The organism is Paenarthrobacter sp. NPDC089322 (genome assembly GCF_040684895.1).
In the GTDB taxonomy this organism is placed as follows: Bacteria; Actinomycetota; Actinomycetes; order Actinomycetales; family Micrococcaceae; genus Arthrobacter.
In genome coordinates, this window is the sequence record NZ_JBFBGW010000001.1 from 357,778 (window position 1) to 370,949 (window position 13,172).

At 63.4% G+C, this 13,172-nt stretch carries 14 protein-coding genes; 8 read left to right on the top strand and 6 right to left on the bottom strand.

Annotation, left to right across the window (positions count from 1 at the left end; translation table 11 throughout):
• Window positions 1-4: 4 nt before the first annotated feature.
• Both AB0N65_RS01665 and AB0N65_RS01670 read left to right on the top strand, forming a co-directional pair.
• Window positions 5-721, top strand: coding sequence for a CoA transferase subunit B (locus tag AB0N65_RS01665; protein ID WP_364156784.1), 717 nt, complete (start codon window positions 5-7; stop codon window positions 719-721).
• Window positions 718-1,947 (top strand): acetyl-CoA acetyltransferase, encoded by a 1,230-nt coding sequence (locus AB0N65_RS01670; RefSeq protein ID WP_364156787.1) that lies wholly within the window; start codon window positions 718-720, stop codon window positions 1,945-1,947. The genes AB0N65_RS01665 and AB0N65_RS01670 overlap by 4 nt, the downstream gene beginning before the upstream one ends.
• 78 nt (window positions 1,948-2,025) lie before the next feature.
• On the opposite strand, the gene AB0N65_RS01675 is transcribed toward AB0N65_RS01670, so the two are convergent.
• Both AB0N65_RS01675 and AB0N65_RS01680 read right to left on the bottom strand, forming a co-directional pair.
• Entirely contained in the window at window positions 2,026-2,787 is a 762-nt protein-coding gene (locus AB0N65_RS01675) for an ankyrin repeat domain-containing protein (protein ID WP_364156789.1), read from the bottom strand.
• A 9-nt stretch (window positions 2,788-2,796) separates the two neighbouring features.
• Window positions 2,797-3,360: a heme-binding protein gene (locus tag AB0N65_RS01680; RefSeq protein ID WP_364156792.1), complete on the bottom strand. Its 564-nt coding sequence runs from the start codon at window positions 3,358-3,360 to the stop codon at window positions 2,797-2,799.
• 206 nt (window positions 3,361-3,566) lie between these two features.
• Between AB0N65_RS01680 and AB0N65_RS01685 the strand changes: the two genes are divergently transcribed.
• From AB0N65_RS01685 to AB0N65_RS01705, 5 genes are all read left to right on the top strand, one after another.
• Window positions 3,567-4,826 carry a sensor histidine kinase gene (locus tag AB0N65_RS01685; RefSeq protein ID WP_364156794.1) on the top strand — a complete coding sequence of 420 codons (1,260 nt, stop codon included), beginning with the start codon at window positions 3,567-3,569 and terminating at the stop codon, window positions 4,824-4,826.
• On the top strand, window positions 4,823-5,449 hold the full coding sequence (locus tag AB0N65_RS01690; RefSeq protein WP_364156797.1) for a response regulator transcription factor: 627 nt from the start codon (window positions 4,823-4,825) through the stop codon (window positions 5,447-5,449). The genes AB0N65_RS01685 and AB0N65_RS01690 overlap by 4 nt, the downstream gene beginning before the upstream one ends.
• Before the next feature lie 49 nt (window positions 5,450-5,498).
• Window positions 5,499-6,065 carry a DUF308 domain-containing protein gene (locus AB0N65_RS01695; protein WP_364156800.1) on the top strand — a complete coding sequence of 189 codons (567 nt, stop codon included), beginning with the start codon at window positions 5,499-5,501 and terminating at the stop codon, window positions 6,063-6,065.
• A gap of 66 nt (window positions 6,066-6,131) precedes the next feature.
• A complete protein-coding gene (locus AB0N65_RS01700; RefSeq protein WP_364156802.1) occupies window positions 6,132-6,938 on the top strand; it encodes an exodeoxyribonuclease III in 807 nt (268 codons plus the stop codon).
• A 33-nt stretch (window positions 6,939-6,971) separates the two neighbouring features.
• A complete protein-coding gene (locus AB0N65_RS01705; protein WP_364156804.1) occupies window positions 6,972-7,898 on the top strand; it encodes a hypothetical protein in 927 nt (308 codons plus the stop codon).
• Window positions 7,899-7,932: 34 nt separating this feature from the next.
• Here AB0N65_RS01705 and AB0N65_RS01710 read toward each other — a convergent pair whose 3' ends face one another.
• The 4 genes from AB0N65_RS01710 to AB0N65_RS01725 form a co-directional block, all read right to left on the bottom strand.
• Window positions 7,933-8,988 carry a LacI family DNA-binding transcriptional regulator gene (locus AB0N65_RS01710; protein ID WP_364156806.1) on the bottom strand — a complete coding sequence of 352 codons (1,056 nt, stop codon included), beginning with the start codon at window positions 8,986-8,988 and terminating at the stop codon, window positions 7,933-7,935.
• A 129-nt stretch (window positions 8,989-9,117) separates the two neighbouring features.
• Window positions 9,118-10,080, bottom strand: coding sequence for a carbohydrate ABC transporter permease (locus tag AB0N65_RS01715; protein ID WP_364156808.1), 963 nt, complete (start codon window positions 10,078-10,080; stop codon window positions 9,118-9,120).
• Complete coding sequence (locus AB0N65_RS01720; RefSeq protein ID WP_364156811.1) at window positions 10,077-11,042, bottom strand: sugar ABC transporter permease; 966 nt, start codon at window positions 11,040-11,042, stop codon at window positions 10,077-10,079. The genes AB0N65_RS01715 and AB0N65_RS01720 overlap by 4 nt, the downstream gene beginning before the upstream one ends.
• A 96-nt stretch (window positions 11,043-11,138) precedes the next feature.
• Window positions 11,139-12,485 (bottom strand): ABC transporter substrate-binding protein, encoded by a 1,347-nt coding sequence (locus AB0N65_RS01725; RefSeq protein WP_364156814.1) that lies wholly within the window; start codon window positions 12,483-12,485, stop codon window positions 11,139-11,141.
• 274 nt (window positions 12,486-12,759) lie between these two features.
• Between AB0N65_RS01725 and AB0N65_RS01730 the strand changes: the two genes are divergently transcribed.
• On the top strand, window positions 12,760-13,164 hold the full coding sequence (locus AB0N65_RS01730; RefSeq protein ID WP_364156817.1) for a helix-turn-helix transcriptional regulator: 405 nt from the start codon (window positions 12,760-12,762) through the stop codon (window positions 13,162-13,164).
• Window positions 13,165-13,172: the final 8 nt, after the last annotated feature.

Below are 13,172 nucleotides of genomic sequence, written 5' to 3' on the forward strand. Positions count from 1 at the left end.
AACCATGGCATGGACACGAGACCAAATGGCCGCGATCGCGGCTGAGGAACTCAACGACGGCGACTACGTCAACCTCGGCATCGGCATCCCCACGTTGGTAGCCAACAACCTGCCCGACGGCGTGCGGGTTGTCCTCCAAAGCGAGAACGGCCTGCTCGGCATGGGCCCGTTCCCGTACGAGGGAGAAGAGGACGCCGACCTCATCAACGCCGGCAAGCAAACCGTCACTATCACCCCCGGAGGCAGCATTTTCGACTCCGCCACCTCGTTCGGCATGATTCGAGGGGGGCACGTCAAGGTGGCCATCCTGGGTGCAATGCAGGTGTCCGGCAGCGGTGACCTGGCTAATTGGACCATTCCGGGCAAGATGGTCAAGGGCATGGGCGGCGCCATGGACCTGGTCGCCGGTACCCCGCGCGTCGTGGTCCTCACCGAGCACAACGCCAAGGACGGGTCGGCCAAGATCGTTACTGAATGCACCCTGCCCCTGACGGGGCTGAAATGCGTGGATCGGATCATCACCGACCTGGCTGTTTTCGATATTGTTCCGGACGCAGAAAACCACGACGGCGGTACGCGCCTTGAGCTGACCCGCCTCGCCCCGGGCGTCACGGTGGAAGAGCTCCGCGGGAAAACAGAAGCGGAATTCACGATGGCGCCGGCGGACCACGCGCTGACGGACCTCGCTAGTGAAGAGACCCTCGAAGGAGCCAACGCATGAGCCTCAAGGACCAGTTCGGCAAAGACATCCTGCTCACGGGATGGGGTCACAGCAAGTTCGGTAAGCTCACGGGCGAGACCCTGGAATCCCTGATCGTGCAGGTCGCGGGGGAAGCCATCCGCAACTCGGGCCTTGATCCCAAGGACATCGACGAGATCTACCTGGGCCAGTTCAACTCGGGAATGCAGCCGCTGGGCTTCACCTCGTCCCTCGCGTTGCAGCTCTCCGCGGACCTGGCCAACGTCCCGGCGACGCGCACGGAGAATGCGTGTGCTTCAGGGTCCGCGGCTTTCCAGCAGGGTGTGAAGGCTGTGCTCGCAGGAACGGCCCGGAACGTCCTGGTGATCGGGGCTGAAAAGATGACCGACACCGGAGCCGACGTTGTGGGGGCCGCGCTGCTCGGTGCCTCGTACGAGATGGCCGGAAAACCCTCAACCACCGGCTTCACGGGCCTCTTCGCGGAGGTGGCCAAGCATTACGAGAAGCGCTACGGTTCAGGCAGCGCCGGCGCAGGCATCGCCGGCCCCGGTTTCGAAGCGGGCCTCAGCGACGTCCTCGGCTCCATCGCAGCCAAGAATCACCGCAACGGAATGGACAACCCCTACGCACAGATGCACCGGGACTTCGGCGAGGAGTTCTGCCGGACGATTTCCGAGAAGAATCCGGTCGTCGCCGAACCCTTGCGCCGCACTGACTGTTCGCCGGTCTCCGACGGTGCTGCCGCCGTCGTGCTTTCCATGCAGGCAACCGGCGGCGCAACCGCACCTGTGCGCCTGGCCGGATTCGGCCACGCGAATGACTTTTTCCCCGCGGAGAAGCGCGATCCCACCGAATTCGCGGCAACCCGCGCCTCGTGGGATCGGGCGCTGGGCATGGCCGGAGTTGGGGTGGACGACTTGGACTTCGCCGAGGTGCACGACTGCTTCACCATCGCCGAGCTCATCATGTACGAGGCCATGGGCCTCACCCCGCGCGGCGAGGGCTCCCGAGCCATTAAAGAGGGCTGGGTTTACAAGGACGGGAGGCTGCCCATCAACGTGTCGGGAGGCCTGAAGGCCAAGGGCCACCCCGTCGGAGCCACCGGTGTGTCGCAGCACGTGATCGCGGCCATGCAACTGAGCGGCACGGCGGGCGACATGCAACTTCCCAACGCCCGTCGGGGAGCGGTCCAGAACATGGGCGGTGTGGGCATCGCGAATTACGTGAGCATCCTCGAAGCCCTCTAACCACCCAAGTAAGTCGCAGCAGAGCACGTTTTGACGGCTCAAAACGAGCTCTGCTGCGACCTAGTTGGGCGGGCAGGGTCAGCGGTTCCGGATCAGCGCCGCGATCTCCGTGAATCCGAGCCGCTCCGCGTTTTGCAGGGCAGTTCGTCCCTGGGGGTCGCGGATGTCCGGGTCCGCGCCGGCAGCGAGCAACTGCCGCACGACGTCCTGCTGGTTCGGCCCGCCGTTGTTGAGGAGGATTGCTTCCTGCATGGCGGTCCAGCCGAGGTTGTTGACGTGGTTCACAGGAACCCCGGCTGCGATGAGGATCCTGACAGTTTCCGTATGCCCGTGCTCGCTCGCCGGGATCAGGGCAGTGCCGCCATACCTGTTGATGCTTCGGACATCGGCTCCGGCGGCCAACGTCAAGTGGAGGATCTCGTTGAATCCTTCCGCGCCCGCATAGAGGAACGCCGAGTCCTGGATGTCGTCCTTGGCATTCACGTTCCCGCCCGCAGCAATCAACTCGCGGACGCGCGCGGGTTTGTTGGCCTTTGCCGCGAGGATCAGGAGCCGGTCGGTTTCCCTTTGTGCCTCCGGTGTCAGTTTGGGCGGCAAGGACGCCGACGACGCCGGGCCGGGACCCGTGCTCGACGGTGAACCTTGCGTAGGGGCTGCTTCGGTCGGGGCTGCCGAGGTGGCAGGTGACGTCGCCGTCGTCGAGCTGGATGGACCGCTTGAGTCCGGCGGTGAGGTGGGCGCGCAGCCGGCCACGAGCCCGATCAGCAGAGCAGCAGAAATCAGCACAGCAGCACTGTTCACCCGCCCCGTGCCCGGGCCGCGCACCTTCCCCACGTTCATGCTTCGAGGCTACTTCGCTGCGGCGGCCAAGGCATCAGCACCGGCGGTCGCGCACGCTTCGTCGAGGGCGCCGTCCGGTGCACCGCCGACGCCGATGCCCGCCACAGAGACGCCGTTCACCTTGAGCGGGACACCGCCGGCGAGGAAGAGGGTGCCGGGCAGGTCGGCGATGGACGGGCCGTTGCCATTGACGCGCTTGGCCAGTTCGCTCGTGGGGGCACCGAAGGCAGCCGCGGTGTAGGCCTTCTGCTTGGCGGCCTCGATGGTGTGCTCGGCAGCGTTGTCGCCCCGGAGAAGCGCCTGGACGGTGCCGAAGCGGTCAACCAAGGCGACGGTCACGAACGGCAGTTTGTCCGCCTGGCATTTTGCGAGCGCAGCATTGACCGCCGCGCTGGAGGCAGCCACCGTGATGCGGTTCTGCGCTACGACGTTCTCCGGGGCGGGCTGGACGTCTGCGGCGACGTTCGCCGGTGCGGCTTCGGGGACCACGGCGTTGGCCACAGCTGTGACACCGCCAGTGAGCAACAATGCCCCGGCAGCGGCAGCGGCAATCATCTTCTTGGACTTGTTCACGTGTTTCTCCTTGCGGTAAGCCTCGGTAAGCAATGGCAAAATCTGTACACCTCCATGCTTCCCGCGCGGCCGGACCCGCACATCGGCCAGGTGCAGGTTCCCGGCTCAGCCTTTCCGCCGGCCGTATCAGCCAAAAGGTGGAGAGACCCGCAGCGGCGCGGGATCTAGCATGGAAAGAGCGCCCTCAACCCGAACGGGAACCACTGATGACCACCACCACGCAGCCACGCTTACAGCCGAGCGGAAGTCATGCCTTGGCGGGCGGTCGCCTGGACGGCAGGATCGACGCCGTAGTGCACGCCGGCTTTGCCGTGTTGATGGTGGCTTCGTCCGTACGGTACGTCATGCGCCACTCCCCCGCGGACAACCTCTGGACCATTGCCCTGGCTGCTTCCGTATGCGGGCTCTATGTGGTGACGGCGGTCCTGACCACACGCAGGCAGCCGGCACCCGCGCGCACGCAACCTGCATCCGCGCGCAGGCTCTGGTTGCCGTGGATGGTTGCCTTGATCGCGGCCTGGGCGGTCCTGGTGATCGCGGCCCCGAGTTTCGCGTGGTGCTCCTTCGCCATTTTCTTCCTCACCCGCACAGCCTTCCATGGCGTTGCCGCGCATTTGGCGGGCGGCGCGACGGCGGGTGCGACCGCCGTCGGACTTTTCCGCATGAGCGACTGGACGGACGTGGCCATGCTGCTGGGGCCGCTCGCCGCAGGCGGCCTTCTCACGGTGATTTACGACAAGATCGAGCGGGACGCCGCGTTGCAGCGCAAACTGTTCGACGACGTCACCAAGGCCCAGGAGCAGCTCACCGCGAGTGAGCGGGCGGCAGGGATCGCGGCGGAACGCGAACGTGTCTCACGTGAAATCCATGACACAGTCACCCAAGGCCTGGCCAGCAGCCTGCTCCTCCTGGAAGCCGCGCACCGTTCCTGGCCTGCTCCCGAAGCCCACCATGACGTCTCCAAAGCAACCGGCCTGCTCCGAAGGAACCTCGCCGACACCCGCAGCCTGGTCCACGAACTTTCCGCGCCGGGACTGGAAACAGGGCCGCTGCCCGAGGCCTTGGAGCACGCGGCCCGGCAGTATGTGGACTCCGTTCGAGTGCAGGTCACCGGCGAGGCAGTCCCGATTCCGGCAGAGGTGCGGCACGCCCTGCTTCGCGTCACGCAAAGCGCCGTTGCCAACATCAAACTGCACGCGCACGCGCAGCACGCCAGCGTGACGCTCGGGTACCTGCCTGACGCCGTCACCTTGGACGTGTTCGACGACGGCCGCGGCTTTGATCCCGGAGCGGTACCTCCGCCGTCGGAGGCCGGAGGGTACGGTTTGCGGGCAATGCGCCAACGGGTAGAGCAATTGGGCGGAGAATTGTCCGTGGAGAGCACGCCGGGTGAAGGCACCATCATTGCAGCGCAACTGCCCTTGCCAACCAGAGGATCCGAGGATGCCCGGAAGGAGAGCCCGTGACCGCAATTTCCGTGCTCCTCGTGGATGACCACACCGTGGTCCGGAGCGGACTGAAGGCGCTGCTGGGCACCCAGGAGGACATCGCCGTCGTCGGGGAAGCTGCTTCAGGTGAGGAAGCGCTGGAGGCGGCCGAACAACACCGCCCGGCCGTGATCCTCATGGACCTTGCGATGGGATCCGGCATGGACGGCATTGAGGCCATCAAGCAGCTGCGGCAACGCAACCCCAAGCAGGCCGTCATCGTGTTCACCACGTACGATTCGGACGCCGACATCGTCAGGGCCGTGGACGCCGGAGCCATGGGTTACCTGCTCAAGGACGCTGCGCCGGAAGAGATTTTCGCTGCCGTAAGGGGCGCGGTGCAAGGCAAGAGCGTGATGAGCGCACCCGTGGCCTCCCGCTTGTTCCAGCAACTGCGCAACCCCGACGAAATCCTCACACCCCGGGAGGCAGAACTGTTGAGCCTCTTGACCCAGGGCCTGAGCAACCGCGACCTCGGCAAGCGGCTCTTCATCTCCGAAGCCACCGTCAAGACCCATCTGGCCCACATCTACGCCAAGCTCGGCGTGGAGACCAGGGCAGCGGCGATTGCCACCGCCATCCGCCGCGAAGGGATGCGTTAGGACCCTCCTTCCTCTGTATCCGTGGGCGGCATTCCATTAAGCTGGCCATATGTCCGACGCCTCAGGACGCAAGATGTTCAAGCATTCGGGAACAGCGCTGCTGGTCCGGGGAACCTTGGCCGTGCTGTTCGGGCTCCTGGTTGCCGCGTTGCCCGTGGCCACGGTCTTCGGTTTGGTGTTCGTGTTCGGCGTCTTCGCGGTCACGGACGGCCTCACCAACGTCGCGCACTACTTCTACGATCCCTCGCGGCACTCCCGCTGGACCATGGTGGGTGGCTTCGTTTCCATCGCTGCAGGACTCGTGGCCTTTGCGTGGCCGGGAATCACGGCAGCGGCGCTCGGTGTCCTCATAGGACTGTGGGCGTTGGTTCTTGGTCTGTCCGAAATGATCCTTGCCGTAGCAGCGCGGGACTCCATGAACGGCTGGGGAGTCTGGCTGCTGACCGGATTCGTCACAGCACTCTTTGGGCTCTTTGTCCTCATCAACCCGGGCTTCGGGTTCCTTGGCATGGTGGGCCTGCTGGCAGCATTCTCCGTGGTGGCGGGACTGCTGCTGATCGTCTGCGGCATCAAACTCCGCCGGGGTGCCTCATCGCGGTTCATGTACGCGCACTGACATCCACCCGGCGGTAATACGCAGCCGGGGGATGCGCTCGGCGCCAAGTTCGGTAAGTTAGTGGCTGTGAAGATAGCTACCTGGAATGTGAACTCCCTCCGCGCCCGTGCAGACCGCGTCGAAGCCTGGTTGGAGCGCAGCGACTGCGACGTCCTGGCCATCCAGGAAACCAAATGCAAGGACGACAACTTCCCATGGGAGCTCTTCGAGCGCATGGGTTACGAGGTAGCGCACTTCGGCGTGAACCAGTGGAACGGCGTGGCAATCGCTTCCCGCGTGGGCTTGGACGACGTCGAGCGCACGTTCGTGGACCAGCCGGCGTTCGGTAAGGCCGGCAAGGACCCTGCCCAGGAAGCCCGTGCGATCGCAGCCACGTGCGGCGGAATCCGCATTTGGAGCCTCTACATTCCCAACGGCCGCTCGCTGGACGACGAGCACATGCCGTACAAGATCAAGTGGTTGGAGGTCCTGCGGGGCCAGGCCGCGGAATGGGTCCAGGCCGATCCCAACGCCCAGATTGCGCTCATGGGCGACTGGAACATTGCGCCGTTCGATGACGACGTCTGGGACATCGACTTGTTCCGCCGCAACAACTACACCCACGTCAGCGAGCCCGAGCGTGCAGCGTTCCACGCCTTCGAAACCGCCGGTTTCACGGACGTGGTCCGCCCCTACACCCCTGGCCCCGGTGTCTACACGTACTGGGACTACACGCAGTTGCGCTTCCCCAAGAAGGAAGGCATGCGCATCGATTTCTGCCTCGCGTCAGCTCCCCTGGCAGCACGGGTGACCGGCGCTTCCATCGACCGCGAAGAACGCAAGGGCAAGGGTGCCTCGGACCACGCCCCCGTAATCGTGGAGCTGGCGGACTAGCACACAGTGACTGACGAAAGGGGACGGCCGGACATGACTGGAAACCTGTATCGGGGCCAGGCAGGCCTGCCGTTCTCTTCGTCTTTGCGCATCTACGAGCCCCTCGAGGCGTTTCCTCCGGAGCAGCAGCGCCAACTCGTCGCGGACAGCAGCAAGATCGGTTCCCGGGCCGCCGTCGAAAATGCGGAGCTGCAGGCTTCGCTGGGCCGTATCACGCGCTCCGGCGGTGACCCCTTCCCTACAGGCCGGACCGATCTGGTCCGCATGACGCGCATTCCCCAGGGGCGGCACGCCGCGCCTGATGCTTCCGCCGGCAGCGCTGAGGCTTCTAAAGAGGCTGGGGAAGCAAAGGATCACGACGCCGGGCGGCTGCTTTACTGCCCCAGCCAACTGGTGATTCGGGCCGGCTTGGCGGCAAATGCCCTGATGGATGGCGTGCACAGTCCCCTGGCGGATCTGCTGATTCCGGTTTCGCAGCGGGACAAGCACCAAGCCAGGATCGATCGCATCAACGCAGGCGAGGACGCCAAGCGCGTGCACACCCGGGCTTCCACGTGGGGCATCCCGTTCAGTTGGTTCTCGCTCTTTGCGGAATCCGACCGCAAGGACGTGGTGGAGTCGGACGGCCACATCCTCACGGTCCGCGTGTGGACGCCGCTGACCGAAGCACTGGATCGGGCCAGGTTCGCGGTAGCCCACTTGGCCCTGGCTGCACCGGATCTGGACATGCTGGACGACCTGACTCAGCTTACGGAATGGCTCGAACTGTTCCACGTGCAATCCATGGTGGAACTGGATTACGGAGCCGTTGCGGACAAGGTGTACCCGGATGAGTCACCCATGGATGTCCGCCTGGGCATTGAGTGCCTGGCCGAGGGCGACATGACCGGCGCTGCGGCTGCCTACCGCAGGCTCGCTTCGCGGTGGATCCCCATCAGGCAGTTGGCGCGGGCTTCTTAGGACTGGCTGCCCAGTTCGCGCAGTTTGCGCAGGCTCAGTTCGCGCAGGGAGGCGCGGTGGTCTCCCGGATAATCAGCTGGTGGGGCGCTACCTGCGAATGCACGGCTCCCGCGATGCCGTCGAGTTCGTCGAGGAGCATTTTGGTTGCGAGTTCCGCTTGGTTGTCCGGCCGCTGGCCCACAGTCGTGAGGCCCAGGGACTCGGAGAAGTCATGATCGTCGATGCCGATGACGGACAGGTCCTGCGGCACCCGGACACCGTGCCGCCCGGCCTCGAAAATAACTCCCATTGCCATTTCGTCTGACGAGCAGAAGATCGCCGTGGGCTTCCTGCCGGGTTGGCTCCAGAGCCTGTTGAAGGCCTGCTGTCCGCTGGCCACGGTGAAATCGCCCCATTCGTCCCACTCTGGACGGACCTCCAAACCGGCGTCGGCCATGACTTCCTGGAAAGCCCGGATCCGCACGCGGGGAACGTCGAAGTTAAGGTCAGTCTCGTCGTCGCCATGGAGCAGCGCGATGTCTTTATGCCCCAGGTCCAGCAAGTGCCGCACAGCGGTGGACGCGGCGTCGTAATCATTGATGCCGATGTACGCGCAATCCTCAACGTGCCCGCCAACCACAACCAAGGGGATGTCGATCTTGTGGAGGTGTTCCAGCTCTTCCTCGCTGAGCGCCATACACAGCACCAAGAGGGCGTCGATCTGTTTGTAGACCATGGTGGAGCTGAACAACCGCTCCCGGTTGCTGCCGTGGCCTCCAAGGTTGAACAGGGAAAGGTTGTATTTGCGGGAGTGCAGTTCGCGGTCTGCACCCTCGATGGCTTTGGAGAAGAACCAACGGCTGACGAACGGGGCCAGGACGCCGATGGTACGCGTCCGTCCGGTTGCCAGCCCGGAAGCGGACGAGGATGCGACGTATCCGAGCGAAGCCGCCACTTCCAGTATTTTTTCGCGGGTTGCGGGGGAAACCCGAGGCAATCCGCGAACAGCCCGGGACACGGTGGCGGTTGACACCCCGGCAGCCGCGGCAACGTCCTCGATGCTGACGCCCGTATGCCCTCCGCGTTGGGACCTACCCGTTGTCTTTGCCACAGGCCCCCCTCTCCGGCTGCCTTCAGTCCGCCGTTCTGCTTTCCTACGGCGAAGAAACAGTCTATTTTGTGCAGGCTTCGGTTACGCAGCGGAGTGTCATCCGCTGCGTAACCAACCTTGCAGTTGTTGTTATCCCTTGAGGCCGCCGGACAGCAGGCCCCGCACGAAGTATCGCTGGAGGCCGAAGAACACCAGGAGCGGAATGATGATCGAGACGAATGCCGCGGCCGGGTTCAGGTAATCCCTGGCACCGCGCGTACCGGAGATTTCGGCGAGTCGCTGGGTGATGGGGGCTACGTCTGCCGTACCGCCGGAGAACACCAGGGCAACCAGGAGGTCGTTCCAGACCCACAGGAACTGGAAGATCGCCAGGGACGCCAGTGCGGGTACCGACAGCGGCAGGATGATGCGCCAGAAGATGGTGCTGTGTCCGGCACCGTCCACCCTTGCCGCCTCGATGACCTCACCGGGAATCTCGGAGATGAAGTTGTGGAGGAGGAAGATGCCCAGCGGAAGGCCGAACATAGTGTGGGCGATCCACAGCTGTGCGTACGATCCCGCCGGCAGCTGCAGGGTCTGCGTGAAGAACTGCAGGAGCGGAATCAGCGCCATCTGGAGCGGGATGATCTGCAGGGCAAAGACGAAGATGAAGAGTGCGTCGCGGCCCTTGAACTTGCCCCATGCGAATACATAGGCGGCCATGGAAGCCAGCACCAGGACAAACACCGTGACCGGGATGACGATCGCGATGGAGTTGACGAAGTACTGCAGGAGGTTGGCCGATTGCGAGCCTGCCGGGGTGAGCACGTCCACGTAGTTCTTGAACGTGAAGTCCCAGTCCACGAAGGCATTCCACCAACCGTTCGAGCGGGGACCGATCTGCTTGGCGGCGGGACGGAAGGAGGTGACGAACAGACCCACTGTCGGTACAGACCATACGACGGCGATGATGATCGCTGCCGCTGTTGCCCACTTGGACGTGAGCTTGGTCTTGACGCGGCGCATGATCGGCTGGGCGTCCTCCGTGGGATCCGATCCAGGACGCTGCCGGGTGGCCGTCTGGGCCTCTTTCGGGGCTGGCGTGGCTGTCAATGGATCTCCCTTTGCTTGCGAAGGACTCGAGCGTTGTACACGACGATGGGCAGCACCATCAGGAACAGGATGAGGGCCAAAGCGGCACCGCGTCCCGGTTCACCGGCACGGAAAGCCTGGGTGTACATTTCGTTGGCCACCACGGAGGTGTCATAGTTTCCGGCCGTCATGGTTCGAACAATGTCGAAGACCTTCAGTGTGGCGATCGTGATGGTGGTCAACACCACCACCAGCGCTCCACGGATGCCGGGAACCGTAACATTGCGGAACTGCTGCCAGGCGTTGGCCCCATCCAGGCGGGCTGCCTCGATGAGTTCCACCGGAACACCCTTGATGGCAGCGGAGAGAATCACCATGGCAAAACCGGTCTGGATCCAGACCATCACGATGATCAGGAAGATCGTGTTTTCCGGGGCGTCCAAGAGGAACTGTTTGGGATCCATCCCCAAGGCGTCGCGGAAAAAGTTGATGACACCGGTCTGCTCGATGTTCGGGCCGCGGTAGTCATAGACGAGCTTCCAGATGATGCCGGCGCCCACAAAGGAGATAGCCATGGGCATGAAGACCAAGGACTTCAGGACCCGCTCCCCCCTGGCCTTGTCGATGAAGACTGCATAGGCAAGGCCGAAGCCCGTGGACAAAAGGGGAACCAGCACGGTCCAGATGACGGTGTTACGCAGGGTGGTCAACGCCTCCGGTTGCGTGAACATCCACACGAAGTTGTCCATGCCGTTTGGCGCGCCGCTGGCATCCGTGAAGGCCAGCATTGACGTGCGTACTGCGGGATAGACCAGACCCACGATCATCAGAATGGCAGCGGGGGCAAGGAAGCCGGCCACGGTAACCCTGTCCTTGACCGATTTCGGTGCCCTGTCCACCAGGAGCATGATGATGCCGATCACTGCGGCGAAGATCGCCAGCGCAATCACTACTTGAAGGAGTTTTCCTCCGATAAATTCCATACCCAACCTCCGGGGCGTGAGTGAATCACTAAGTTCCGGGAAAGGCGCTGCCTCCCTGGCTGGGCACACCAGCCAAGGGAGGCAGCGCCTTTGTAGTTAGCTCTTGGGCCAGCTGGACTCGATGCTGTCAGCTACCTCTTTGGCAGGGGTGCCGTTGACCCAGCTCACGATGCCCTTCCAGAACGAGTTGGAACCAACTGCGCTCGGCATCAGGTCGGAACCGTCAAAGCGGAAGACCGTCTCAGGGTCCTGGAGGATCTGGACGGTCAGTTTGTCCAGGTCCGACTGTGCGTTGTTCGGATCGAGGCCCTTGTTGGCACTAACAACGCCGCCCAGCTTGACGCGGTTGTTGGCAAAGTCAGCGCTTGCAAGGTAGGCCAGGAATGCCTGGACCTCCGCGGTGTCCTTGTATGCACCTACCATCTCGCCGCCGCCGGTGACAGCCTTACCCTTGCTTTCGTCAATAGGCGGTGCCATGAAAGCCCATACGTCGCCGTCTTCTGCAACGTTGGTGCCTGCAGGCCAGTTGGCTGCCTGGAAGTTCGCCTGGTGGTGCATGGCGCACGTACCATCAAGAACCGGCTGGCCGGCCTGGGCAAAGCCCGTGCTCAGGATCGAGCGGACGTCACCGAAGCCGCCGTTGACGTAATCCTGGTTGAGCAGGATTTCACCGGTCTTGTTGAAGGACTCAACGATCTTAGGGTCGTTGAACGGAATCTGGTGGGTGATCCACTGGTCGTAAACCTCAGGCCCGTGGGCGCGGAGGACAACGTCCTCGATCCAGTCGGTTCCGGGCCAGCCCGTCGCTTCACCGGATTCGAATCCTGCACACCACGGCTTCATGTTCGGATCGTCCGCCGCGATCTTCTTGGTGAGCTCCATCATTTCGTCCCAGGTCTTCGGGACTTCCCAGCCCTTGTCCGAGAATGTCTTGGGTGCGTACCAGATGAAGCCCTTGACGTTCGCGAGCATCGGAGCGGCGTAGAACGTGCCGTCTACCGTGCCGTACTTCTTCCAGTCCGGGGACCAATTCTTGTCCACGAGATCGGACACGGTCTTCGGAGCAGCCTTCAGGTAACCGGCGCGGGCCTGGGTTGCCAGAAGACCGGGCTGCGGGAAGATTGCGACGTCAGGGGCGGTGCCGGACTGAGCCCGGACGCCGATCTGCGTTTCGAATTCCTTGCTGCCTTCGTACTTGACTGTGATGCCTGTGCACTTCTCGAACTGCGCCCAGGATTCTTCGAGGTTGGTTGCCTCGATATCGACGATCGTCGAGTAGACCGAGACAGTCTTGCCGTCGTGCTTTCCGTAGCTTTCGTAGGCGGAGCAATCATCCGAGCCGGCGGTGGTTCCGCCGCCGCCGCCGTCTCCGCTACAGGCGGAAAGGGTAAGTGCCAGAACGCCGGCCGCTGCGACCGGGAGCAGGTACTTGGTTTTTTTCATGCTAAAGACTCCTCGCTGAGTACAAGAAAAGCGTGGCGCAATTGATGTGGTGGCCCTCACACTAGCGAGGTTTCCCGGCGAAATGCAAGCGCTTACACCGACCGTAACCACAACGATACAAAGTAACCTTTGTATCGCGGCTCAGAAGCCGGGCAGCCTCCCCGGCCGTCCGCCGTCGAGCCTCACGTTTTCCCGCGCTCGGCAAGGCCCCACTGCCCCTACGTGCGGCGGCTCGATTTGATTGCCAAATCTTGCCTATGCAAAAGTGGGAAGTGTGGATGAACTAGAAGCACTTCAAACTATAGGCCGCCTCATCAAAGAAGAACGCCTGGCTCAAGGCCTTAGCCAAGTGCAGTTGGCCAAGCAGGCCGGGACAGCCATCAAGACCGTGCGGACGCTGGAGTCGGGCACACGACGGACGCAGGAGATCAACCAGCGCAAACTCGAGCACGCCCTGGGCTGGCGCGCCGGATCCGTTTCGGACGTCCTCAAGGGAAAAACGAACTTCGCGCCGGACCAAATCACGCCTGACGACATGCGCTCGGGAGACGACTCGCGGCCGTCGGCAGGGCCACGCGTCGTGGTTCCTGCGGCACCCATCGCGCGGGCCTCGCACCTTTCCGACGAGGAACTTCTCGCCGAACTGACCTACCGGATGATGCACCGCAACAGGGGCTGACTTCCCTG